Origin of the sequence: Paracoccus limosus, from assembly GCF_009711185.1 — a bacterium.
In the GTDB taxonomy this organism is placed as follows: Bacteria; Pseudomonadota; Alphaproteobacteria; order Rhodobacterales; family Rhodobacteraceae; genus Paracoccus; species Paracoccus limosus.
Window position 1 is genome coordinate 228,770 of record NZ_WMIF01000002.1, and the last position, 23,880, is coordinate 252,649.

Consider the following 23,880-nt stretch of genomic DNA (forward strand, 5'->3'; position numbering starts at 1 on the left):
CCGCACGGGGCCCGACCGATGACCGACCGCATTCCGCTGAAGCGCGCGCTGATTTCCGTTTCCGACAAGACCGGGCTTCTGGACTTCGCCCGGACGCTGTCGGCGCGCGGCGTCGAGATCCTGTCGACCGGCGGCACCGCCAAGGCGCTGCGCGAGGCCGGGCTGACAGTCAAGGACGTGGCCGAGGTCACCGGTTTCCCCGAGATGATGGACGGCCGCGTCAAGACGCTGCATCCGGTGGTGCATGGCGGCCTGCTGGCGCTGCGCGACAATGACGAGCATATGGCCGCCGCCAATGCTCATGGCATCGGCATGATCGACCTGCTGGTCGTGAACCTTTACCCGTTCGAGGCGACGGTCGCCAAGGGCGCGGATTACGACGACTGCATCGAGAACATCGACATCGGCGGCCCGGCGATGATCCGCGCGGCCTCCAAAAACCACGCCTTCGTCACCGTCGTCGTGGACGTTCAGGATTACGCCGCCGTGCTGGCGGAGCTGGACGCCAATGACGACACCACCGGCTTTGCCTTCCGCCAGCGTCAGGCGCAGATCGCCTATGCCCGCACCGCCGCCTATGATGCCGCCGTCAGCACCTGGATGGCCGCGCAGATCGGCGAAGAGGCCCCGCGCCGCCGCGCCTTTGCCGGCGAGCTGGCCCAGACCCTGCGCTATGGCGAGAACCCGCACCAGTCGGCGGCCTTCTACCGCGACGGCTCGGACCGCGCCGGGGTGGCGACGGCGAAACAGTGGCAGGGCAAGGAGCTCAGCTACAACAACATCAACGACACCGATGCGGCCTTTGAACTGGTCGCCGAGTTCGATCCGGCCCAAGGCCCGGCGGTGGCGATCATCAAGCACGCCAACCCCTGCGGCGTGGCGCGGGGCGACAGCGCTGCCGATGCCTATCGCCGCGCCTTTGACTGTGACCGCACCTCGGCCTTTGGCGGCATCATCGCGCTGAACACCACGCTGGACGGCGAAACCGCCCGCGCCATCACCGAGATCTTCACCGAGGTCGTCATCGCCCCCGAGGCCACCGACGAGGCGCGCGAGATCTTTGCCGGCAAGAAGAACCTGCGCCTGCTGACCACCGGCGGCCTGCCCGACCCGAAGGCGCCGGGCCTGACCTTCCGTCAGGTGGCGGGCGGTTTTCTGGTGCAGGGCCGCGACAATGGCGTGATCCTGCCGGCCGATCTGAAGGTCGTGACCCAGCGCCAGCCGTCCGAGGCCGAGTTGCAGGACCTGCTGTTTGCCTGGACCGTGGCCAAACATGTGAAATCGAACGCCATCGTCTATGCCAAGGATCTGGCCACCGTGGGCATCGGCGCCGGCCAGATGAGCCGCGTCGACAGCACCCGCATCGGCAAGCGCAAATCCGAGGACATGGCCGAGGCTCTGGGCCTGTCGCAGGCGCTGACCATCGGCTCGTCGGTCAGCTCGGACGCGTTCTTCCCCTTTGCCGACGGCATCGAGGCTCTGGCCGAGGCCGGGGCCAAGGCGGTGATCCAGCCCGGCGGCTCGATGCGCGACGCCGAGGTGATCGCGGCCGCCGACCGTCTGGGTCTGGCCATGGTATTCACCGGCCAGCGGCATTTCCGGCACTGATGGACCACTGATGGCGCAGGCACCCCAGACCTCGAAACCCCGCAAGCGCCCGACCGCCCCCAAGCGGTCGCAAAAGGCGCCTCCGCCCGTCATCTGGCGGCCGGTGCTGGTCACGGCTGCACTGGTCTTTCTGCTGGATCAGGCGCTGAAATATCTGGTCGTGCATGTGCTCAACCTTGAGCTGGTGCGCGAGATCGACGTGATCGATCCGTGGCTGAACCTGCGCATGGCCTGGAATCAGGGCATGAACTTTGGCCTGTTCGCGAGCGACATCGACGTGATGCGCTGGGTGCTGATCGCGATTGCCATCGCAGTCTGCGCCTGGGTCGCGATCTGGATCGGGCGCACCAAGCCCTCGCGCTTTGCGCAGGTCTCGGCGGGGATGCTGATCGGGGGCGCGCTGGGCAATGTCATCGACCGGCTGCTTTACGGCGCAGTCGCCGATTTCCTGAACATGTCTCTGCCGGGCTGGCGCAACCCCTACAGCTTCAACGTGGCTGATATCGCGATTTTTCTGGGCGCGCTGGGGCTGGTGCTGATGCCGCCCGAGAAAAAGCCCGAGCCGAAGAAACGCAAGGCCCCGACCACGCCGCGCAAGCCGCGCGAACCAGTGGTCAAGGCGGCGGCCAGCCAGCCTGCGGCGGGTGCTGCGACCCCGGCGCCGGCCTCGGCCCCGGTCGCCGATCAGGGCGATCTGTTTCTGGAACCCGAGCCGCAGCGCCCGGATGCCAGCCGCAACAGGGCCAATGACACGCCGGGTGACAAGGCCCGTGACGGGAGCGACAATCCGCGCTAAGAACAGCGCCGGAATAGCTGAGGGACTGAAGGATGCGGGCAATCGCTCTGACCATGACCATGCTGGGGTTGGCCGCCTGCAGCTCTGACCCGCATCTGATGAACATTCACAGCGGGCAACGCACCCCGGATGAATTCGCCATCGTCCCGACCAAGCCCTTGTCGATGCCGACGGATCTGAATGCGCTGCCCACGCCGACGCCGGGCGGCGGCAATATCACCGATCCGACCCCGGCGGCCGACGCCGTGGCGGCCCTGGGTGGCAATCCGGGCCAGCTTTCGGCGCAGAGAATCGGCGCCGCCGATGGCGCGCTGGTCGCCTATGCCGGCCGTCTGGGCCGCGATCCGGGCATCCGCCAGCAGACCGCCGCCGAGGATCTGCAATGGCGTTCGCGCCGTGGCCGGCGCGTGCTTGAAGTGCTGGCGCGCACCAATGTCTATTACCGGGCCTATGACGCGATGACGCTGGACAGCTGGGCCGAGGCCGAACGCTGGCGGCCGACGGGCGTCGCGCTGCCCGCCTATCCGCCGCAGCGCCCGGCCAAGGAAGTGGTGCGGCCCGCCGATCAGGCGCCGATCCTGCGCGGCGACTGATCGCGGCGCCATCACGGTTAGATGAGGCCGCGCGGTCTTGCGCGGTCCTTGTCGCCGGGGCAGGGTTCGCGCGACCTGATCGGAGCTTGCCCATGAGACGACCCCACCGCCTTGCGCCGGCGCTGACCGCGCTGGCCCTGAGTGCCGCCCCGGCGCTGGCCGAGATGCCGCAGGGCATCAGCCATTTCACGCTGCCGAACGGGCTTGAGGCCGTGGTGATCGAGGATCATCGCGCCCCGGTGGTGGTGCAGATGGTCTGGTATCGGATTGGCTCGGCCGATGAGCAGCCCGGGAAATCCGGTATCGCGCATTATCTGGAACATCTGATGTTCAAGGGCACCGACCGGCTGGGCCCGGGCGAGCTCAGCAAGACCGTGACCGCCAATGGCGGCATGGACAATGCCTTTACCAGCTATGATTACACCGCCTATTTCCAGCGCATCGCCGCCGACCGGCTGCCCTTGGTCATGGATATGGAATCCGACCGCATGGCGAACCTGAAGATCGGCGAGGACGACTGGAAGGCCGAGCGGCAGGTGGTGCTGGAGGAACGCTCGCAGCGCACCGACAGCGATCCCGGCGCGCAATTCTCCGAAGAGCGCAATGCCGTGCAATTCTACAACAGCCCCTATCGCCGCCCGGTCATCGGCTGGCGCCCCGAGATGGAGGGGCTGACCCGCGATGACGCGATTGCATGGTATCAGGCGCATTACGCCCCGAACGACGCCGTGCTGGTGATCGCGGGCGATGTGACCGCCGACAAGGCGCGCGCGCTGGCCGAGAAATATTACGGCCCGATCCCGGCCAAGCCCGACAGCACCCGCAAGCCGCGCCCGCAAGAGCCCGAGCAGCGCGCGCCGCGCAGGATCGAGCGCAGCGATCCGCGCGTGCCGCAGCCGGTGCTGACCCGCACCGTGCTGGCGCCGGAGCGCAATCCGGGCGATCAAAAGACCGCCGCCGCGCTGAGCGTGCTGGCCGAGCTGCTGGCCGGATCGGCCCAGACCTCGGTTCTGGCGCGCGATCTGGTGCTGACCGGCAAGGCGCTTTACGTCGATGCCTCTTATGACGGGCTGACGGTCGATCCGACGACATTCGGCCTGTCGCTGGTGCCCGCGCCCGGTGTCAGCAATGCCGATGCCGAGGCGGCGCTGGACGCGGCCTTGCAGAAATTCCTGAAAGATGGTCCCGATCCGGCGCAGCTGGAGCGGGTCAAGACCCAGATCCGCGCCGATCGCATCTATGCCCAGGATTCGGCGCATGGCCGCGCCTATGACTATGGTCAGGGCCTGTCGATCGGGCTGACGGTCGAGGATGTGAACGACTGGCCCGACATTCTGGCCGCCGTCACCCCCGACGATATCCGTGCCGCCGCGAAACTGGTGCTGTCGAACCCGGCATCGGTCACTGGCTGGCTGTTGCCGCAACCGGGCGCCGCGCCCGGCGATGCCCAGGCCCTGCCGGCCGCCCAGACCGGGGAAATCCAATGATCCGCGCCGCCCGACTGCTTGCCAGCCTTTCCCTTGTCTTTGTCGCTCTGGCCAGCCTGCCGGCGCGGGCCATCGACATCCAGCAGATCACCTCGCCCGGCGGTATCAAGGCCTGGCTGGTCGAGGATCACTCGATCCCCTTCACCGCGCTGTCGCTGATGTTCAAGGGCGGTGCCAGCCTTGATGCGCCGGGCAAGCGCGGCGAGATCAGCCTGATGACCGCGCTGCTGGAGGAAGGCTCGGGCGGGATGGATTCGGTGCGCTATGCCGAGGCGGTCGAGGGGCTGGGGGCGCAATCGCGCTTTGACGTCAGCGATGACGCGCTGTCGGTCTCGGCCCGGATGTTGACCGAGAACCGCGATCAGGCCGCCGATCTGTTGCGGCAGGCGCTGACCGAGCCGCGCTTCGATCCCGAGGCGGTCGAGCGGGTGCGGGCGCAGCTGCAATCGGTGATCCGCTCCGAGGCGACCGATCCCAATGCCATCGCCACCACCGAGCTGGCGCGGCAGGCCTGGGGGGCGCATCCCTATGCCAGCTCGATCAACGGCACCGCCGAATCGGTGGCCGCGCTGAGCCGCGACGATCTGATCGACGCCAAGGGCCGGGTGCTGGCGCGCGACCGGGTCTATGTGGCGGCCTCGGGCGATATCACCGCCGAAGAGCTGGGCAAGCTGGTCGACAAGATTCTGGGCGGTCTGCCCGAACAGGGCAGCGCGCCCCTGCCGCCGCCGGCCGAGTTACAGTTGAAGGGCGGGATCACCGTGGTCGATTGGGACAGCCCGCAGACCGTGGTGACATTCGCCCAGCCCGGCCTGCCGATGTCGGACCCGGATTATTTCGCGGCCTTCGTCGCCGATCACATTCTGGGCGGGGGCGGGTTCTCGTCGCGGCTGATGGACCAGATCCGCGAAAAGCGCGGGTTGACCTATGGCGTGGGCACCGGCCTGTCGAACGGGCTTTATGGCCAGACCTGGCAGGGCGGCATGGCCAGCGCCAATGACAAGGTGGCCGAGGCCGTGGGGCTGATCCGCAGCGAATGGGACCGCTTTGCCGAAGGCGGCGTGACCGAGAAGGAACTGACCGACGCCAAGACCTATCTGACCGGGGAATATCCGCTGCGCTTTGACGGCAATGGCAAGATCGCCGCCATTCTGGCCGGCATGCAGCTGATCGGCCTGCCGGCGGATTACGTCAACACCCGCAACCCGCGCATCGAGGCGGTGACAGCGGCCGATGTGCAGCGCGTGGCCAAGCGGCTGCTGCATTCCGACCAGATCCGCTTTGTGCTGGTCGGGCGGCCGCAGGGCATTGCCGGGACCGATTAGCGCCGGTTGCGCTGGCGGAGCCGGGCGGCGGACCCTGTTCCGGCTGGCGCGCCGGGTTTGGGTATTTGGGAAATGGTGAAATGGCGGCCTTGGCTTGGGGCGGCGGCGTCGATCAATCTGGCGAATCTGCCGTGGGGATGCTAGATCTGGGGGCATGAACGACCATGCCCCCAATATGCGCCCTGTCATCCGGCAGCTGGACGAAGCCGCCGCCAACCGCATCGCGGCGGGCGAGGTGGTCGAGCGTCCGGCCTCGGCCGTCAAGGAGCTGGTCGAGAATGCGCTGGATGCGGGGGCGCGGCGGATCGACGTGGCCATTGCCCGCGGCGGCAAGGCGCTGATCCGGGTCAGCGACGACGGTTGCGGCATGACGGCCGAGGATCTGCCGCTGGCGCTGTCGCGCCATGCCACCAGCAAGATCGACGGCAGCGACCTTTTGGACATCCGCAGCTTTGGCTTTCGCGGCGAGGCGCTGCCCAGTCTGGGGGCGGTGGGGCGGCTGACCCTGACCAGCCGCGCGCCGGGGTTCGAGGCGGCGCAGATTTCGGTGGCTGCGGGGCGGCTGTCCCCGGTCAGGCCGGCGGCGGGCAATCGCGGCACCGTGGTCGAATTGCGCGACCTGTTCTTTGCCACGCCGGCGCGGCTGAAGTTCCTGCGCAGCGAGCGGGCCGAGACGCAGGCCGTGGCCGAGGTGATCCGCCGGCTGGCCATGGCCGAGCCCTTTGTCGGCTTTACCCTGACCGATGAGGAAGAGGGACGGCTGCTGTTTCGCGCCGATGCCGAGCAGGGCGAGCTGTTCGGCGCCTTGCAGACGCGGCTGGCGCGGGTGATGGGGCATGAGTTTATCGAGAACGCGCTGCCGATCGATGCCGAGCGCGACGGGCTGGGGCTGACCGGCTTTGCCGCGCTGCCGACCTATTCGCGCGGCGCGGCGGTGGCGCAGCATCTGTTCGTCAATGGCCGCCCGGTGCGCGACAAGCTGCTGACCGGGGCCTTGCGGGCGGGTTACATGGATGTGCTGGCGCAGGGCCGGCATCCGGCGGCGGTGCTGTATCTGGCCTGCGATCCGCATTCGGTCGATGTGAACGTGCATCCGGCCAAGGCCGAGGTGCGTTTCCGCGAGCCCGATATCGCCCGTGGGCTGGTGGTTTCGGCGCTGCGCCATGCGCTGGCCGGGGCCGGGCATCGCAGTTCCTCGACCGTGGGCACGGCGGCGCTGGCGGTGGCGCGGCCCGAGCCTGCGCGCCCCTATCAGGCGAGTTCTGCGCCGGCGCGGCCTTCGGCTGCGGCGCTGGCCACCGGGCTGGCGTTGCAGGCGCCGGCGTTTCCTGCCCCCGGCTTTGCCGAGGCGCCGACCGCGCGCGTCGAGCCCGAGCCTGAAGCCGCGGCCGAGGATGCGCCCCTGGGTGCGGCCCGCGCGCAATTGCACGAGAACTGGATCATCGCCCAGACCGCCACCGGCATCGTCATCGTCGATCAGCATGCCGCGCATGAGCGACTGGTCTATGAGCGGCTGAAGGCGCAGGCCGAGGCCAATGGCATCGCGACGCAGGCCCTGCTGGTCCCCGAGATCGTCGAGCTGTCGGATGCCGATGCGCAGCGCATCCTGTCGATTGCCGATGATCTGGCCCGTCTGGGCCTGGTGATCGAGCCCTTTGGCGGCGGCGCGGTGGCGGTGCGCGAGGTGCCGGCGCTGGTCCGGCGGCTGGATGCGGCGCGGCTGATCCGCGACATCCTTGACGATCTGGCCGATCAGGGCGCCTCGGACCGGCTGCAGGCGCGGGTCGATGCGGTGCTGAGCTCGATGGCCTGCCATGGCTCGGTCCGCTCGGGGCGGCGGATGTCGGGTGATGAGATGAATGCGCTGCTGCGCGAGATGGAGCGCACGCCCAAATCCGGCCAGTGCAATCATGGCCGCCCGACGTGGATCGAGCTGAAGCTGGGCGATATCGAGCGGCTTTTCGGGCGCTGAGGCGCATTGACGCGGCCGATGGCGATTGACCCGGCGGCGACATGGGGCGACAGTCGGAAGCGGAGGTGCCGCCATGCTGGAAATCAGCCCCGAAAAGATCGCTCATGTCATCATCCGCGCCCGCGAATACGATTCCGGCGTGAACGCCTGGGCGCATAGCGGCCAGCGCACCGGCCATGGCACGGCCACCGAACTGTCCGAATTCATCGCCGCGCTGAACGAGGATGAACAGGCCAGTCTGGTCGCGGTGATGTGGGTCGGGCGCGATACCTTTGATGCCAACGACCTCGAAGAGGCCATCGCCACCGCCAAGGCCGAGCGCCGCAGCCCGACCGAGGATTACCTGATGGGCGAGCCGCAGCTGGCCGATTACCTTGAGGCCGGGATCGAAGCCTTGGGCCTGTCGCCCGAAGCGGTCGAGGACGACCTGCAAAAGCCGGTCTAACCCGGATCAGGGCGCCAGCCGCAGCAGGTTTCCTTCGTCGGTCAGCACCATCAGCGCGCCGTCCGGGGCCTGTGCGATGTCGCGAACCCGGCCGATGCCCGGCGCCAGATGCTGTTCGCCCACCACGCGGTTTCCGTCCAGCTTGAGCCGCACCACCGCCTGCGCCTGCAGACCGCCGATCAACAGGTCGCCGCGCATCTGCGGCACCAGCTGGCCATCATAGGCGATCATGCCGCTGGGCGCGATCACCGGATCCCAGTAATAGACCGGCTGCTCCATGCCCTTGGCCTGCGTCAGCCCCTTGCCGATCGGCTTGCCGCTGTAATCCTGCCCATAGGTAATGACCGGCCAGCCATAGTTGCGGCCTGCCTGCGGCCGGTTCAGCTCATCCCCGCCACGGGGACCGTGTTCGACCGTCCACAGCCGGCCCTGCCGGTCCAGCGTCGCCGCCTGAATGTTGCGATGGCCCCATGACCAGATCTCGGGCCGGCCACCGCCTTGCAGGAAGGGGTTGCCGGGCAGGCCGGCGCCGGTCTGGGCGTCGATATGCAGCACCTTGCCCAGATGCGTGTCCACATCCTGCGCCAGCACGCGCGACGCCGGCAGCGAACGTTCGCCCGTGGTGACGAACAGCCCGCCCCGGCCATCCGGCACAAGGCGCGAGCCGAAATGCTTGTCCGAGGCCCATGCCGGTTGCTGGCGAAAGATCATCCGGAGGTTTTCCAGCGCACTGCCATCGGCCGACAGCCGGGCGGTGGCGACGGTGGTGCCGTTCTTGCCCTGACCGCGCGGCTCGGAAAAGCTGAACCAGAGCTGCCGGCTGCGGGCAAAGTCGCGATCCACGGCCACGTCCAGCAAGCCGCCCTGACCGCGGGCGTCGACCTTGGGCAGATTGCGGATCGGTTCGGACAGCCTGCCGTCGCGCAGCATCCGCATCCGCCCCGGCTTTTCGGTGATCAGCCAGCCGCCATCGGGCAAGAGCGCCAGCCCCCAGGGCTGCGTCAGCCCCGAAACCACGGTCTGGGGCCGCAGCGAGACGCCGTCGCGCAATTCGGGGGCGCGGGTCTGGCCGGCAAAGGCCGGTTGCTGACCGGCGGCATTGGGGGGCTGCCGGTTCAGCTCGGCCATGGCGGGGCCGGCGGCCAGCCCGGCAAGCAGGGCGGCGAGGGGCAGGATCGGTTTCATGGTCGCTCTCCGTTCGGGTCTGCAAACGAACGGCGCGGGCGGCGCTGCGTTCCCTGCCGCAGGGCCCACCGGGCGTTACAGCGCGGCCAGATGCTGCCGGTAAAGCGCGCCCGCCCGGCCCCAGGGCCCGGCGTCGATCCGGTCCAGCCTGCGCAGCACCGGCATGAGCTGCGCGGCGAAATCCTGCGAGCTTTCCAGCGGCAAGAGCGAGGGCAGGTTGTCGATGGCCATTACGTCCAGCACCGGCGCCTTGGCCACCCGCAGCACGGGATGCTCCCAATCCGTCGCCCGGTCATAGACCTTGACCGGGTTGAAATCGCTGGTCGGATCGCAGGCGACATCGCCGATAACGCTAAGCGTGCGGCCCGGCGCCAGTGCCTCGGGGCCGACAAAGACCGGGGCGCCCGGCTGGGCAAGGATGCAGTTGATGAAAAGATCATGCGCCAGAATCTGCGGGAACGGGCCGCCGCTGGCGGTTTCGGCCATGTCCCAGCCGGTGATCTGCACCCCCATCCGCGTCAGCAGGTCCGAGGCGCCGCGCCCGACCCGGCCAAGCGCACCGATCACGATGGCGCGAGGCCGGGGGCTGCCGGTCGCGTCCAGTTCGGCCCGCAGGCTGTCGGTCATCAGCGATTGGGTGGCAAACCCCGAGACCGGGCCGCAGATGCCGCCGCGCCGCTGCGCCGCCCATGCCATGAGCGAGACGGCGGCCCCGGCGAAACCGGCCCAATAGCCAAAGGCCGCCAGCCGCCGGCCATCGTCATCGGTCAGATATTCCAGATCATAAAGCGCGCCACCGCCGGCGCGAAAGCGGCGCAACAGTTCGGGGCCGGCGGCCTGCCCCTTATAGGCATGGCCGAACATGATGTGGCGATGCGGCAGCGGCGTGCCATCCTCGGGCAGTTCCTTGAGGCCAAGGATGATCGCGTCGCGCGGCGCCGTGGGCCAGCTGCCCTCGGGGGCGGTCGCAGCCCCGGCCGCGACGAAACCGGCAAGGGGCAGGATGCGATGCGGGCTTTCCTCGACCGTGATGCGAAAGCCTGCGGCGATCAGGTCGCGCACGCCTTCGGGCGTCAGGGCGCTGCGGCGCTCATTGGGACGGCTTTCGCTGCGAAGCCAGAGATGGACCATGCTTACCCCCGTCCTTGGCTGGGGTTACGGAAAGCCGGCGCCCGGTTGCGGCGGCGGCGGGCGATGGGCGCCGCGAAACGGCCCCTGTCCGGCGGCGTCGATGCGGGCGATGGCATCGGTGATCGGCTCGATGATGACGCTCATGCTATAGGCGGTGGCGTGGATCATGCGCTCGGCGTCCAGTGCCATGGCGACATGGCCCGGCCAGAACAGCAGATCGCCGCGCCCGATCTGGTCGGTCGCGGGAAAGGCCGCCTGCTGCATGTCGCTGTCGCCGGGGCAGGCGATGGCACAGGCCGTCAGCGCGGCCTGCGCCAGCCCCGAGCAATCGATGCCCCAGCGGCTGTTGCCGCCCCAAAGATAGGGCGTGCCCAGCAGGCTTTGCGCCACCGCGCCCGGGTCGCGGGCCGGTTGATCGGTGACATGCTGCGCTGGCACCCAGCCGCCGCCCGCCAGCGCGGCAAAGCCGTCGCGAAAGCCGGTGACCGCCAGCCCGGCGCCCAGAGACAGGCCGAACAATTCGCGGGTCTTCAGGTTCGGCTCGGGATAGACATGCGTGGCCGGGGTGGCGACGCGATGCGTGATCACGGGCCGCTCGCCGGTCAGCGCCTCGGCCCGCAGCCAGCCGCAATAGCCGTCGGCCTGCGCCTGAACAAAGGCCCATGGCCCGGTCTCGTCGATCACCAGCAGATCGGCACCGAAATTCACCTGCCGGTCGCGGGCACCATCGGGCGCGCGGCACAGATCGGCCACCGGCACCGCCAGCCGTGCCGCCCGGCCCGGCGTATAGGTCGGCCGCTGCAGCCGGTCGCGCCAGCTGTCCAGGGCAACGCGCTCGGTCGCGGGGGTCAGGCGGCGGTCGGTCATTGCAGCAGCTCCGGCAGTGCGGCCAGCAGCGCGCGCATCCCCTGTCCGGCGCCGCCCTTGGGCCGGCCCGGCGCGGCCGAAGGTTGCCAGCCATAGATGTCCAGATGCAGGTAATGCCGCGCCTGACCGGCAAAGCGGCGCAGGAACAGCGCGGCGGTGATCGCCCCGGCGAAACCGCCGCCGGGCGCGTTGTCGAGATCGGCGATGCCCGGCTCGATCATCGACTCGTAGGGGGCCCAGAACGGCAGCCGCCACAGCGGATCGGCCTGCGCCAGCCCGGCCTGATGCAGCTGTGCTGCCAGCCCGTCGTCGTCGCAAAACAACGGCGGCAGGTCCGGTCCCAGCGCCACCCGTGCGGCCCCGGTCAGCGTCGCCATCGAGACCAGCAGCGCCGGCGCCTCTTCTTCGGCCAGAGCCAGCGCATCGGCCAGCACCAGCCGCCCCTCGGCATCGGTGTTGTTCACCTCGACCGTCAGGCCCTTGCGGCTGGTCAGGATGTCGCCGGGGCGGAAGGCATTGCCGCCAATGGCGTTTTCCACCGCCGGGATCAGCACGCGCAGCCGCATATTACGGGTTTGCCCCAGCCGGGCCAGCATCTCGGCCAGACCCAGAACATTCGCCGCCCCGCCCATGTCCTTTTTCATCAGGCCCATCGAGGCAGCGGGCTTGATGTCCAGCCCGCCGGTGTCAAAGCAGACGCCCTTGCCCACCAGCGTCAGGGCCGGGCCCTCGCCCGGAAAGCGCAGGTCGATCAGCCGCGGCGCCTGCGCGCCGGCGCGGCCGACGGCATGGATCATCGGAAAGTTCTGCGTCAGCAGCTCTTCGCCCCGGATCACCGAGATCGTGGCGCCATGCCGTTCGGCAAGGGCGCGGGCGGCGCGCTCCAGATCCTCGGGGCCCATGTCCGAGGCCGGAGTGTTGATCAGGTCGCGGGCCAGAAATTCGCCCGCCGCCATGGCGATCACCCGCTTGGCGTCGATCCCTGCGGGGGCGACCAGCCGGGCCGCCGGTGCCTCGGCCGCCTTGTAGCGGGCAAAGCGGTATTGCGCCAAAAGCCAGCCAAGCGCGCCCAGCGTGGCATCGACGCCCTCGGGGATCGCGGCAAGGCGCCAGTCGCCGGCGGGCAGCGTCTCGGCCGCCTTGGCCAGCAGCCAGCGTTCGCGTGGGGTGCTGTCGCGCGTGCCGATGCCATAAAGCGCGCCGGCGATGGCGCCGTTGGCATCGGGCAACAGGCAAAGCTGGCCGGGCTTGCCGGCAAAGCCCTGCGCCCGCGCCCAGTTCTGTGCCAGTTCACCGATCCCGGCCGGCAGGTCGGCGCCCTCGGCTCCGGGCCGGACCAGCCACAGCGGCAGGGCTGCGGCATCGGCGGGGGCAAATTCGGGCGGGGCAGGGGTGGCGGACATGGGGAAACCTGTTCATTCGTGGACCCGAAGGCGGATCATCGCGGCAGGTTACCCACGCCCCCCGCGATGGGCAAGCCGGGGGCGGGGGCCGTGCCCCGGTTGCTGCATGTCCGGTCAGGCAGGGTCAGGCTGATCCCAGATTTCCAGCAGCGAACGGTTGCCGATGCGTTTCAGCCGCGCCGAAGTCGCCGCCAGCGCGCCCATGTCGCGGCATTCGGCGCAGCGGCCCACGTCCACGGCCACCGCCGCCAGCGTCACCAGCCCGACCTGCCATGCCAGCCGCGACAGCTGTTCGGCATGGCTGACCGCACGGGCCAGCTCGCCCCGCTCCAGCGCGGTGCTGGTGCGGCCCAATGCCAGCGCCAGCTGCTCCAGCGCGGCGCCGATCACCTCGGTCGCGGTGGCCTGACCCAGTTCGCTGACGATCTGTCCCAGCCGGTTCATGTCGATGTTCACCGGTTCATCGACAGACAGCGTCGCGATCTTGGCCATGGTCATTCCTTGTGCGCGTTATGTTCACAAAGGCGGAACCTGCCAGCAACCCGTCAAGAAATGGTTGCCCGGCATGTGCGAAACCTCTCAAACTTTAGCGGTCATGCGGCTATGTAGGCGGCGAACGGTAGAGAGGATCCCATGAAACAGGCTCGGCCACTGCCCCATTACCTCGTCCAGCGCTATCAGGGATGGCATGCGACAGCCTTTGTCGAGAACCGCGCCTGGTATCGCCGCCTGGCCGAGGACGGTCAGCGTCCGCGCGCCATGGTGATCGCCTGCTGCGACTCGCGCGTGCATGTCACCGCGATCTTTGGCGCCGATTCGGGCGAGTTCTTCGTGCATCGCAACATCGCCAATCTGGTGCCGCAGCATCAGCCCGACGGCCAGCAGCACGGCACCTCGGCGGCGGTCGAATATGCGGTGAACGCGCTGAAGGTCGCCCATGTCGTGGTGCTGGGCCATACCAATTGCGGCGGTGTGCAGGGTTGCCATGCCATGTGCAGCGGCCATGCCCCGGCACTGGAAGAGAAATCTAGCTTTGTCGGCCGCTGGATGGACATTTTGCGGCCCGGCTACGAGCGCGTCGCGGACCTGCCCGAGACCGAACAGATCCACGCGCTGGAGCGTCAGGCGGTGCTGGTCTCGCTGGAAAACCTGATGACCTTTCCCTTCGTGCGCGAAAAGGTCGAGGCGGGCGATCTGTCCCTGCACGGCGTGCTGCACGACATCGCCGAGGGCACGCTGCTGCAATATGACCCGGCCTCGGACAGTTTCGAGCCGGTGGTGCGGCAAGGCGTCAAGGGCGTCGGGTCAAGCTGAGCGTTGGGCTTTGGGGGCTGCTTCCGTGGCCCCCTGCGGCGCCTTTCGCCGGGCGTGCGGCCGCAGCGTCGCGGTGCTTGCGGCTTTTCGCACCGGGCAAGGCGCGCTAACCTTGGGCCCCCGACCCCAAGCCGAAAGGCCAAGACATGAGCTGGAACCCCGCCCTCGAACCCGGTTGCCCTGATCTGGTCGCACCCGACAGTATCGAGACGCTGATCATTCCGCGCGCCCGCGATCTGGGCGGGTTCGAGGTGATGCGTGCCCTGCCGGCGCCCAGGCGACAGATGGTCGGGCCCTTCATCTTTTTTGACCAGATCGGCCCGGCCGAGATGCTGACCGGGCAGGGGATCGACATTCGCCCGCATCCGCATATCGGTCTGGGCACGGTGACCTATCTTTATCAGGGCGATTTCCACCATCGCGACAGTATCGGCAGCGATCAGGTGATCCTGCCCGGCGCGGTGAACTGGATGGTGGCCGGCAAGGGCGTGACGCATTCCGAACGCACCAGCAGCGCCGGCCGCGCCGGGCCGCATGGGCTGTGGGGCGTGCAGACATGGATCGCGCTGCCCGAAAGCCATGAAGACATGGCCCCGGTCTTTGAGCATCACGGCAAGGGCGATCTGCCGATGTTTCAGGATGGCGGGGTGACGGCGCGGCTGATCCTTGGCGATGCCTATGGCGCCAAGGCGCCGGCGACCATGTATTCCGAGACCTTCTATCTGGACGTGACCATGGCGCCCGGCGCGCGCTTTCCGCTGCCCGACAACCATGAGGACCGCGGACTTTACGTCATCGGCGGCGAGGTCAGCATCGCCGGTCAGGACTTTGCCGCCGGACGGATGATGGTATTCCGCCCCGGCGATCCGATCACCGTCGCCGCCGGGCCGCAGGGCGCGCGCCTGCTGGCCCTGGGTGGCGCGACGCTGAACGGACCGCGCCATATCTGGTGGAACTTCGTCGCCTCGTCGCGCGAGCGCATCGAACAGGCCAAGGCCGACTGGCGCGCCGCGCGCTGGGGTGAGGGGCTGTTCGCCCTGCCGCCCGCCGATGACTCTGAATTCGTGCCGCTGCCCTAGATCCCGGCCCAAAGCGCCAGCAGCGCCAGCGCGGCCGGCAGGGCCTGCACGAACAGGATCTTGCGGCTGGCGGTCGCGGCGCCGAACAGGCCCGCGACCAGCACGCAAAGCAGGAAGAACAGCTTGAAGCGCGGGTCCGCCAGCACCAGCCCGGTCGCAAGGCCGGCGGCCAGAAAGCCGTTGTAAAGCCCCTGGTTCGCGGCCAGCGCCCGCGTCTGGCGCGCGAATTCCGGGCTAAGCCCAAAGGCGCGGCGCCCGGCCGGTTTGTCCCACAGGGCCATTTCCAGCACCAGAATGTAGAGGTGCAGGGCGGCGATCAGGGCGATCAGGATATTGGCTGTCATCTTGCCGTCCCGCGATCAGGGTCGCAGCAGGATCTTGCCGGTCTTGCCCGGCGCCAGCGAGGCGGCCATGGCCTCCTTGACCTGATCCAGCCCATAGATCGCGCCCACCGGCAGCAGCACCTTGCCGGCGATCACCAGCCGGATCAGCTCGGCCATCAGCCGCGCCTTGTCGGCGGCGGACATGGCGGCGCTGACCTTGGCGCCCCAGAAGCCCTTGATCGTGGCCTGTTTGAAGATCAGGTCGCCCGAGGAAACCTCCATCGCGCCGCCCGACATGGTCCCGAACGAGACCAGCAGCCCGCCTTCGCCCAGCAGGCTGAGGATCTGGCCCGCCGCCTTGCCGCCGACGGAATCGACCCCGGCGCGGATCGGCGCGCCGCCGGTCAGGGCGCGCACGCGGTCCTGCCAGCCTGACGCCTCGGTCGAGACGGCATGGCCGATCCCCAGCTCGGTCAGCTCGGCTACGGCGGCATCGCGCCGCACGAGGTTGATGGCATGGATGCCACGCGCTTTGGCCAGCATGGCGACGGCCTTGCCGACGGCGCCATTGGCGGTGTTCTGGATGATCCAGTCGCCCGGCCCGACCTGCAGGAACTCCAGCAGGGTCAGGGCGCTGAAGGGCATGGCGACCAGCTGCGCGCCCTGTTCGTCGCTGATCGCATCGGGCAGCGGCACCAGCGCCTGCGCCGGGGCCAGCACATATTCCGCCCATGCGCCATGCACCCCGGCCACGGCGACGCGCTGGCCAAGCGCGATGCCCTCGACCCCGGCGCCCAAGGCATCGACGGTGCCGACCGCTTCCGAGCCGCCGACGGCGGGCAGGCTGGGTTTGTAGCCATAGCTGCCGCGCACGGTCCAGATGTCATGGTTGTGAATCGGCGCCAGAATCGTGCGAAGCCGCACCTGACCCGCGCCCGGCTGCGGCATCGGGCTGTCCTCGGCGGCCAGAACCTCGGCCGGCTCGCCAAAATGATGGTGGACTGCGCTGCGCATCGGCAAATTCCTTATTTCTGGGTCCGGGCGGTCATGCGCCGGCCATCAGCGGGATCGAACAGATGAATCTGCGCCGGGTCGGGCCGAAGGTCAATGCGCTCGCCCCGCTGCGCCCGGGTGCTGCCGGGCAGCCGCAGCACCAGCGGCATCTCGCTGCCGGCGATGGTGCCATAGCCAAAGGCGTCGGCGCCCAGATGTTCGACCGAGCGCAGCTCGACCGGGATGGTATCGGCGCCGGGCTGGGCGGGATGCAGATCCTCGGGGCGCAGGCCCAGCCGGACCTGCCCCGCCGCCGGCAGACCCGCCAGCGCCAGCGGATGGCCGCCGGGCAAAAGCGCGCCGCCGTCGCGACATTCGACCGTCAGGATGTTCATGGCCGGCGAGCCGATGAAGCCTGCGACGAATTCGCTGGCCGGGCGCTCATAGACCTCAAGCGGCGTAGCGATCTGTTCGGCGATGCCCTTGTTCATCACGATCAGCCGGTCGGCCAGCGTCATAGCCTCGACCTGATCATGCGTCACATACAGCGTGGTCTGGCCGGTGCGCAGGTGCATGTCCTTGATTTCCAGCCGCATCTGCACGCGAAGTTTCGCGTCAAGGTTCGACAGCGGTTCGTCCAGCAGCAGCGCCGCAGGATCGCGCACCAAGGCCCGCCCCATGGCGACGCGCTGGCGCTGGCCGCCCGACAGGGCGCGCGGCTTGCGGTCCAGATAGGGCTGAAGCTCCAGCATGTCGGCAGCGCGGGCGACGCGGGCCTCGATCTCGGGCTTGGGCAGTTTCGAGATCTTCAGCCCGTAGGCCATGTTTTCGCGCACCGACATATGCGGGTAAAGCGCGTAGTTCTGAAACACCATGGCGATGTCGCGCTGGCGCGGCTCCAGATCGTTCACCACGCGGCCGCCGATTTCCAATGTGCCCGAGGTGATCTCCTCAAGCCCGGCCACCATGCGCAAAAGCGTGGACTTGCCGCAGCCCGAGGGGCCGACGATGACGACGAATTCGCCATCGGGAATGTCGATCGAGATGCCGTGGATCACCTCATTGCCGGCATAGCTTTTGCGGATGTCTTTCAGGGTGATGGCGGCCATTTACTTCTCCGTTTCCACCAGACCCTTGACGAACCAGCGCTGCATCAGCACCACCACCAGGATTGGTGGCAGAATGGCCAACACGGATGTGACCATCACGAGGTTCCAGGGCGTATCGGCATCGGCGAAAGAGATCATCTTTTTCAGCGCGATGACGATGGTGTTCATTTCATTCGAATTGGTGACCAGCAGCGGCCACAAATATTGCGTCCAGCCATAGATGAACTGGATCACGAAGATCGCCGCGACATTGGTCAGCGACAGCGGCCACAGGATGTCCTTGAAGAACCGCCACGGGCCGGCGCCATCCACCCGCGCGGCTTCCAGCAGTTCGTCCGGGATGGTCATGAAGAACTGCCGGAACAGCAACGTGGCCGTGGCCGAGGCGATCAGCGGCAGGATCAGCCCGGGATAGGTGTCGATCAGGCCCAGATCCACCATGACCTTGTAGGTGGGCTGGATGCGCACCTCGACCGGCAGCATCAGGGTGATGAAGATCAGCCAGAAACAGGCCATGCGCAGCGGAAAGCGAAAGAACACGATGGCATAGGCCGAGGCCATCGAGATCGCGATCTTGCCCAGTGCGATGCCCATGGCGACGATGGTGGTATTGGCCAGAAGCCGCCACAGGCTGACGCCGCCGATCTTGCTGATGCCGCCGGAAAACGCGTCCTGATAGTTCCGCACCGCCTCGGGGCCCGGCAGCAGGGGCAGGGGCGGGCGCAGGATGGTCTGCGTCGTATGGGTCGAGGCGATAAAGACGTAATAGACCGGAAAGGCCACCACGATCACGCCAAGGATCATCCAGAAATGCGCGACCAGCCGGCCGGCGCCGCGCGCGGCAAAGGGCGATGCCTCAGCCATAATGCACCCTCCGTTCGATATAGCGGAACTGGAAGGCGGTCAGCAGGATCACGATTACCATCAGGATCACCGATTGCGCGGCAGAATCGCCCATGATCAGGTTGACGAAACCGTCGTTATAGACCTTGTAGACCAGCGTCTCGGTGGCCTTGCCGGGGCCGCCGCCGGTCACCGCATGGATGATGCCGAAGGTGTCGAACAGCGCATAGACCGTGTTCACCACCAGCAGGAAAAACGTCGTCGGCGTCAGCAGCGGAAACACGATGGTCCAGAACGCATGCCGGCGCGAGGCACCGTCAATCGCTGCCGCCTCGATCAGCGAGCGCGGAATGGCTTGCAGGCCTGCGACGAAGAACAGGAAATTGTAGCTGATCTGCTTCCAGACCGCCGCGGCCACCACAAGGATCATGGCATGGGTGGAATTCAGCAGCGGGTTCCAGTTGACGCCCATCTGGCGCAAGGGCCAGGCCAATGTGCCAAAGCTGGGGTTGAACATGAACAGCCACAGCATCCCGGCGACGGCCGGCGCCACCGCATAGGGCCAGATCATCAGCGTGCGGTAAAATCCCTTGCCGCGAATGACCTTTTCCGCCTGCACGGCCAGAAAAAGCGCAATCCCCATGGCAAAGAACGCCACCAGCGCAGAAAACAGCACCGTCACCTGCAGCGCGTTCAGATAGGCGGGATCGGCCAGCACCTTGCGGAAATTTGCCAGGCCCACGAAGGTCGTCTTCAGCCCGAAGGCATCCTCGCGCAGCATGGACTGGCGGAACGCCTGCGCGGCCGGCCAATAGAAAAAGATCAGCGTGATCGCCAGCTGCGGCGCCAGCAGCAGCCAAGGCAGCAGCTTGTGCGGAAAGACCGTGCGTCTCATCCGTTCCCCTTTCGGACGGCGGGCACCCTGGGGCACCCGCCGCATGGCCTTAGCCGCCGACGGCGTCCTTGATGGCGGCATTGCCGCGCGTCGCCGCGTTCTTCAGCGCGGTCGCCGCGTCCTGCTGGCCCGAGAGCATCTTTTCATATTCCTCGTTCTGGATGTCGCGCAGCTGCGGCAGGTTCGGCGCGCGCACACCTTTCGAGTTCTCGGTCGGCGCCTTGCCCGACATTTGCAGGATCGGCACCTCGCGCGCCGGGTTCTTTTCATAGAAGCCCGAGGCCTTGGTCGCCTCATAGGCCGCTATGGTCACCGGCAGATAGCCCGATTGTTCGTGCAGATATTGCTGCACAGGGGTCTGCGACAGATAGTTGAAGAAAGCGGCGACGCCCTTGTAGACCTCGTCCGACTTGCCGGCCATCACCCACAACGAGGCACCGCCCGGCGTGGTGTTCTGCGGCGCGCTTGCGGCGGTCTCGTCATAGGGCAACTGGCCGATGCCATAGTTGATGCCCGATTTGACGATATCGCCCAAGCCACCCGAGCTTTCGGTCAGGATGCCGCATTCGCCCGAGGTGAAGTTCTGCTTTGCCTCGCTGGTGCGGCCGCCATAGACAAAGACGCCCTCTTTCGCCAGATCGGCAAGTTCCTGGAAGTGCTTGACGAACAGCGGGCTGTCAATCTTCAGCTCGGGCGTGCCGGCAAGGCCGTTTTCATTCGTGGCCCAGCTGACATTGTTCCATGCGGCAAAGTTTTCCGTGTGGATCCACGTCAGCCAGGTCGAGGTATAGCCGCAGGTCGCCGCACCCGATTCCTTGATCTTGCGGGCGGCGGCCCAGGTCTCGGCCCAGGTCTTGGGCGGCTGGTCGGGGTTCAGCCCGGCCTTCTGGAAGATGTCCTTGTTGTAATAGAGGACGGGCGACGAACTGTTGTAGGGAAACGACAGCATCTCGCCTGCGGGGGTCGAGTAATAGCCCACGATCCCGGCCAGATACTGGCTTTTGTCAAAGCTGTAGCCGCCCTCTTTCAGGACCTCGGCGACCGGCTTGATCGCGCCCTGCGCGCCCATCATGACGCCGGTGCCGACGTCAAAGACCTGAATGATGTCAGGGGCCTGCCCGGCGCGGAAGGCGGCGATGCCGGCATTCAACGTCTCGGGATAGGTGCCCTTGAACACCGGCTTGACCTCGTAATCGGACTGGCTGGCGTTGAAATCGGCGGCGATCTTGGCGACCACCTCGGCATTGGCGCCCGACATGGCATGCCACCAGGAGATGTCGGTCTTGGCTTGGGCGGCCAAGGGCAGCGCACCCAGGCCGGCAATCAGCAAAACTGTGGTTTTCAAGGCGTTTCCTCCGTTCCTTATGGTTGGCGGATCGTGTGTCCACCCCCGTCCGGCCCCGTCAGAGGTCCGGTCAGAGGCCCGGCCGGGGGCCGGAGTCCTCCTCTCGGCAGAGCAAGTGTAGTCCGACCCGATGCGGGGCTGTCAATTCGCAAGGCAGGATGACAGGGGCATGACGCCAGGTCGAACAAACAAAGTTTATTGCCCCCCGGCGGAAACCTTATGGCCTGCCGGACCGTTGACCGGCAGAGGGCGCCCGTTCGCCAGGACGAAAGGACAAATCCATGAATTCCATCATTTATCTGGTCGGCCTCGTCGTGGTCGTGCTGTTCATCCTGTCGATGCTGGGCCTGCGCTGACGTTGCGTCGATTGCAGCCGCGCCGGGCCGGGGCCGCTATGCACAGACCCGGATCCGGGTGTTCCATTCGGCGCAGCGCGCGCTCAGTTCGGCCGGCAGCGGCTTGTCGGTAAAGACGGTGTCGATCTCGGACAGGCTGGTGATGCGGGCGGGGGCAGTACGCCCCAGCTTGGAATGGTCGGTGACCAGAAAGGACTGGCGGGCCTGACGCAGGATGGCGCGGCTGACCCGCACTTCGGCCAGATCGAAATCCAGCATGTCGCCGTCAGGGTCCAAGGCCGAGGTGCCAACCACCGCGTAATCCACCTTGAACTGTTCGAAGAATTGCGTGGTCAGCTCGCCCACCAGCCCGCCGTCGGAACGGCGCAGCGCCCCCCCGGCCACCATGATTTCGCAGCCGGGATTGGCCAGCAGAATATTGGCGACATTGATGTTGTTGGTGACCACGGTGATGTTGCTGTGATGGATCAGCGCCTGCGCCACCGCCTCGGTCGTGGTGCCAAGGTTCAGGATCAGGCTGGAATTGTCGGGGATGGCGGCGGCGCAGGCGGCGCCGATGGCGGCCTTGGCCTCGGCATTCAGGCGGCGGCGCGATTCATAGCCCAGATTCACCGTCCCGGCGCGCGGCACCGCGCCGCCATGCACCCGGTCCAGCAGCCCGGCCTCGGCCATCTCGCCCAGATCGCGGCGGATGGTCTGCAGGGTCACGTCGAATCGCTGGGCCAGTTCCTCGACCAGAACCCGCCCCTCGGCGCGGGCCAGTTCGAGGATTTCGCTTTGCCGGATGCTGAGCACCATGTATCCGTTCCCCCTCTCGGCTTGCTGAACAAAGTGTAGGCCATTCGCCGATGCGCGCAAGCGTTCCCTCGGGCCCGGTTTGCGCCGGGTTTCCGGGCGCATGGCATTCGTTTTTCGCCGCTTCCTTCAGAAACGAATTTCGACCCGCCAGTTGTCGGGATCGGGATCGCGCGGGATGACAAGCCCCCGCCGCCGGCCTATCAGATCGGCAGTAGCCTTGATCAGGGGAACCCAGCCGCCATGACACCCTTTGCCTTTGCGCTGCCCGGCCGTGTGCTCTTTGGTCGGGGCGAGGCCGCCCGCGCGCCGGGCCTGATCCGCGCGCTGGGGTCGCGCGGCGTGCTGGTGCATGGCGCCGATCCCCGCCGCGCCGCCTGGCTGGTTGAGGCATTGCAGCGCGAGGGCGCAGCACTGCTGCCGCTGGCCTGCCCCGCCGAGCCGACGCTGCCCATGCTTGAGGCGGCGCTGGCCGAGGCCAAGGGCTTTGGCGCCGATTGGGTCGCCGGTCTGGGCGGCGGCGCGGCGCTGGATCTGGGCAAGGCGCTGGCCGGGCTGATCCCGGCGCCGGGCGGGGCGATGGATCACCTTGAGGTCGTCGGTCGTGGCCTGCCGCTGGTGGCGGCGCCCCTGCCTTATGTCGCGATCCCGACCACCGCCGGCACCGGGGCCGAGGCCACGCGAAATGCGGTGATCGGCCTGCCCGAACATGGCCGCAAGGTCTCGATCCGCGACGAACGCATGTTGCCGCGTCTGGCCCTTGTCGATCCGGCGCTGACCGATGGCTGCCCGCGCGGCGTGACGCTGGCCTCGGGGCTGGATGCGCTGGCGCAGGTGATCGAGCCCTATGTCTCGTGCAAGGCGACGCCCTTTACCGATGCGCTGGTCCGTCCGGTGATCGCACCGGGGCTGGCGGCGTTGATGCGGCTGATGCAGGGCGAGGATGCGGCGGCGCGCGATGTGATGGCATGGACCAGCCTGTGCGGCGGCATGGCCTTGGCCAATGGGGGCTTGGGCGCGGTGCACGGGCTGGCCGGGGTGATCGGCGGGCTGATCCCGGCCGCGCATGGCGCGATCTGTGGCGGCCTGCTGGGCCCGGTGCTGCGGATGAACCGCGAACTGTCCCCCCGGCCCGAACGGCTGGACGAGGTCTGCGGCCTGATCGCCGGCATTCTGGGCGGCACCTCGACCGAGGCGCCGCAGCGGCTGGCGGATTGGGCGCGGGCCTGCGGCCTGCCGGACCTCGGCGCGCAGGGGCTGGCCCCCTCGCAGCATGCTACCGTGGCCGAGGCGGCGCTGCTGAGTTCCTCGATGAGGGGCAATCCGGTGGTGCCTCCGGTCGCGGCGCTGATGGCGGTGCTTGCCGCCGCCTGAGCGCGTGATCACCATGCGGCGCGGCCATTGGATAATCGCGCCCGCCGCGCGAAACCGACCTGTCGAGGTCGCAAAACGTTGCAAAAATCCGGGGCCGCCAGACAGAAATGGCCCGATCGGAGCAGGAGGCGGGGGCCGCGTGCAAGCTGTGCAGGCGGCTCTGGGAACCAGCAGCCAGCTGGGCTATCTCGCAAGGCACAGGCAACCGGACCAAGGGCCGGCGGCGGAACCCGGCGAAGCGAAGGAGTGGACGATGAAGGCAGCATTGATCGACGGGAAGAGTTTTTCGCAGGCGCTTCGCGGGCGAGTTTCCGCGACGGTATCTGGGTTATCGGATCGCGGGATTGTGCCCGGTCTTGCGGTTGTGCTGGTGGGCGAGGATCCGGCCTCGGCGGTCTATGTGCGCAACAAGGGCATCCAGACGCGCGAAGCCGGAATGGTGAGCTTTGAGCACAAGCTTGAGGCCTCGACCGGGCAGGACGCGCTGATGGCGCTGATTGCTAAGTTGAATGCCGATCCGGCGGTGCATGGCATCCTGGTGCAGCTGCCGCTGCCGGGGCATCTGGACGCCGAGGCCGTCATCAATGCCATCGCACCGGAAAAGGACGTCGACGGCTTTACCATCAGCAATGTCGGCCTGCT

The 23,880-nt window shown here is 67.7% G+C and carries 23 protein-coding genes; 11 read left to right on the plus strand and 12 right to left on the minus strand.

What is annotated here, in order from left to right; genetic code table 11:
• Window positions 1-18: 18 nt before the first annotated feature.
• The 7 genes from purH (at window position 19) to GL279_RS02865 (ending at window position 8,226) form a co-directional block, all read left to right on the plus strand.
• Window positions 19-1,608 (plus strand): bifunctional phosphoribosylaminoimidazolecarboxamide formyltransferase/IMP cyclohydrolase, encoded by a 1,590-nt coding sequence (purH, locus tag GL279_RS02835; RefSeq protein WP_155063097.1) that lies wholly within the window; start codon window positions 19-21, stop codon window positions 1,606-1,608.
• Window positions 1,609-1,618: 10 nt separating this feature from the next.
• A complete protein-coding gene (gene lspA / locus GL279_RS02840) occupies window positions 1,619-2,404 on the plus strand; it encodes a signal peptidase II (RefSeq protein WP_155063098.1) in 786 nt (261 codons plus the stop codon).
• Window positions 2,405-2,436: 32 nt separating this feature from the next.
• Window positions 2,437-2,997, plus strand: a complete 561-nt coding sequence (locus GL279_RS02845) for a DUF3035 domain-containing protein (protein WP_155063099.1) — start codon at window positions 2,437-2,439, stop codon at window positions 2,995-2,997.
• 92 nt (window positions 2,998-3,089) lie between these two features.
• The gene (locus tag GL279_RS02850; RefSeq protein ID WP_155063100.1) at window positions 3,090-4,484 is read left to right on the plus strand and encodes a M16 family metallopeptidase; all 1,395 of its coding nucleotides are present in this window, start codon (window positions 3,090-3,092) and stop codon (window positions 4,482-4,484) included.
• The gene (locus GL279_RS02855) at window positions 4,481-5,809 is read left to right on the plus strand and encodes a M16 family metallopeptidase (protein WP_155063101.1); all 1,329 of its coding nucleotides are present in this window, start codon (window positions 4,481-4,483) and stop codon (window positions 5,807-5,809) included. The genes GL279_RS02850 and GL279_RS02855 overlap by 4 nt, the downstream gene beginning before the upstream one ends.
• Window positions 5,810-5,963: 154 nt before the next feature.
• A complete protein-coding gene (gene mutL / locus GL279_RS02860; protein ID WP_155063102.1) occupies window positions 5,964-7,781 on the plus strand; it encodes a DNA mismatch repair endonuclease MutL in 1,818 nt (605 codons plus the stop codon).
• Window positions 7,782-7,854: 73 nt separating this feature from the next.
• A complete protein-coding gene (locus tag GL279_RS02865; protein ID WP_155063103.1) occupies window positions 7,855-8,226 on the plus strand; it encodes a DUF3775 domain-containing protein in 372 nt (123 codons plus the stop codon).
• 6 nt (window positions 8,227-8,232) lie between these two features.
• Here GL279_RS02865 and GL279_RS02870 read toward each other — a convergent pair whose 3' ends face one another.
• The 5 genes from GL279_RS02870 to GL279_RS02890 all read right to left on the minus strand — a co-directional run bounded on the left by GL279_RS02870 (window position 8,233) and on the right by GL279_RS02890 (window position 13,304).
• The gene (locus GL279_RS02870) at window positions 8,233-9,411 is read right to left on the minus strand and encodes a PQQ-dependent sugar dehydrogenase (protein ID WP_155063104.1); all 1,179 of its coding nucleotides are present in this window, start codon (window positions 9,409-9,411) and stop codon (window positions 8,233-8,235) included.
• 75 nt (window positions 9,412-9,486) lie between these two features.
• The gene (locus tag GL279_RS02875; RefSeq protein ID WP_155063105.1) at window positions 9,487-10,542 is read right to left on the minus strand and encodes a saccharopine dehydrogenase; all 1,056 of its coding nucleotides are present in this window, start codon (window positions 10,540-10,542) and stop codon (window positions 9,487-9,489) included.
• Window positions 10,543-10,566: 24 nt separating this feature from the next.
• Window positions 10,567-11,409, minus strand: coding sequence for a C40 family peptidase (locus GL279_RS02880; protein ID WP_155063106.1), 843 nt, complete (start codon window positions 11,407-11,409; stop codon window positions 10,567-10,569).
• On the minus strand, window positions 11,406-12,812 hold the full coding sequence (locus tag GL279_RS02885; protein WP_155063107.1) for a leucyl aminopeptidase family protein: 1,407 nt from the start codon (window positions 12,810-12,812) through the stop codon (window positions 11,406-11,408). Before GL279_RS02885 ends, GL279_RS02880 begins: the two co-directional genes overlap by 4 nt.
• Before the next feature lie 114 nt (window positions 12,813-12,926).
• Window positions 12,927-13,304 carry a hypothetical protein gene (locus GL279_RS02890; protein WP_155063108.1) on the minus strand — a complete coding sequence of 126 codons (378 nt, stop codon included), beginning with the start codon at window positions 13,302-13,304 and terminating at the stop codon, window positions 12,927-12,929.
• A gap of 141 nt (window positions 13,305-13,445) precedes the next feature.
• Between GL279_RS02890 and GL279_RS02895 the strand changes: the two genes are divergently transcribed.
• Window positions 13,446-14,126 (plus strand): carbonic anhydrase, encoded by a 681-nt coding sequence (locus GL279_RS02895; RefSeq protein ID WP_155063109.1) that lies wholly within the window; start codon window positions 13,446-13,448, stop codon window positions 14,124-14,126.
• Between the two features lie 146 nt (window positions 14,127-14,272).
• Complete coding sequence (locus GL279_RS02900; protein WP_155063110.1) at window positions 14,273-15,205, plus strand: pirin family protein; 933 nt, start codon at window positions 14,273-14,275, stop codon at window positions 15,203-15,205.
• Here GL279_RS02900 and GL279_RS02905 read toward each other — a convergent pair.
• The 7 genes from GL279_RS02905 to GL279_RS02935 all read right to left on the minus strand — a co-directional run bounded on the left by GL279_RS02905 (window position 15,202) and on the right by GL279_RS02935 (window position 21,867).
• Window positions 15,202-15,549, minus strand: coding sequence for a DUF1304 domain-containing protein (locus tag GL279_RS02905; protein ID WP_155063111.1), 348 nt, complete (start codon window positions 15,547-15,549; stop codon window positions 15,202-15,204). The genes GL279_RS02900 and GL279_RS02905 overlap by 4 nt on opposite strands.
• Window positions 15,550-15,564: 15 nt before the next feature.
• Window positions 15,565-16,542, minus strand: a complete 978-nt coding sequence (locus GL279_RS02910) for a zinc-binding dehydrogenase (RefSeq protein WP_155063112.1) — start codon at window positions 16,540-16,542, stop codon at window positions 15,565-15,567.
• An 11-nt stretch (window positions 16,543-16,553) separates the two neighbouring features.
• The gene (locus tag GL279_RS02915) at window positions 16,554-17,630 is read right to left on the minus strand and encodes a sn-glycerol-3-phosphate import ATP-binding protein UgpC (protein ID WP_155063113.1); all 1,077 of its coding nucleotides are present in this window, start codon (window positions 17,628-17,630) and stop codon (window positions 16,554-16,556) included.
• A complete protein-coding gene (gene ugpE / locus GL279_RS02920; protein WP_155063114.1) occupies window positions 17,631-18,494 on the minus strand; it encodes a sn-glycerol-3-phosphate ABC transporter permease UgpE in 864 nt (287 codons plus the stop codon).
• A complete protein-coding gene (gene ugpA, locus GL279_RS02925; protein WP_155063115.1) occupies window positions 18,487-19,368 on the minus strand; it encodes a sn-glycerol-3-phosphate ABC transporter permease UgpA in 882 nt (293 codons plus the stop codon). The genes ugpE and ugpA overlap by 8 nt, the downstream gene beginning before the upstream one ends.
• Before the next feature lie 49 nt (window positions 19,369-19,417).
• A complete protein-coding gene (gene ugpB / locus GL279_RS02930; RefSeq protein WP_155063116.1) occupies window positions 19,418-20,713 on the minus strand; it encodes a sn-glycerol-3-phosphate ABC transporter substrate-binding protein UgpB in 1,296 nt (431 codons plus the stop codon).
• A gap of 392 nt (window positions 20,714-21,105) precedes the next feature.
• Window positions 21,106-21,867: a DeoR/GlpR family DNA-binding transcription regulator gene (locus GL279_RS02935; protein WP_155063117.1), complete on the minus strand. Its 762-nt coding sequence runs from the start codon at window positions 21,865-21,867 to the stop codon at window positions 21,106-21,108.
• 240 nt (window positions 21,868-22,107) lie between these two features.
• Here GL279_RS02935 and GL279_RS02940 point away from each other — a divergent pair, with 240 nt between their 5' ends.
• Entirely contained in the window at window positions 22,108-23,238 is a 1,131-nt protein-coding gene (locus GL279_RS02940; protein WP_155063118.1) for an iron-containing alcohol dehydrogenase, read from the plus strand.
• Window positions 23,239-23,491: 253 nt separating this feature from the next.
• The coding region (locus tag GL279_RS02945) for a tetrahydrofolate dehydrogenase/cyclohydrolase catalytic domain-containing protein (protein WP_281348941.1) at window positions 23,492-23,880 on the plus strand (389 nt) is incomplete at its 3' end.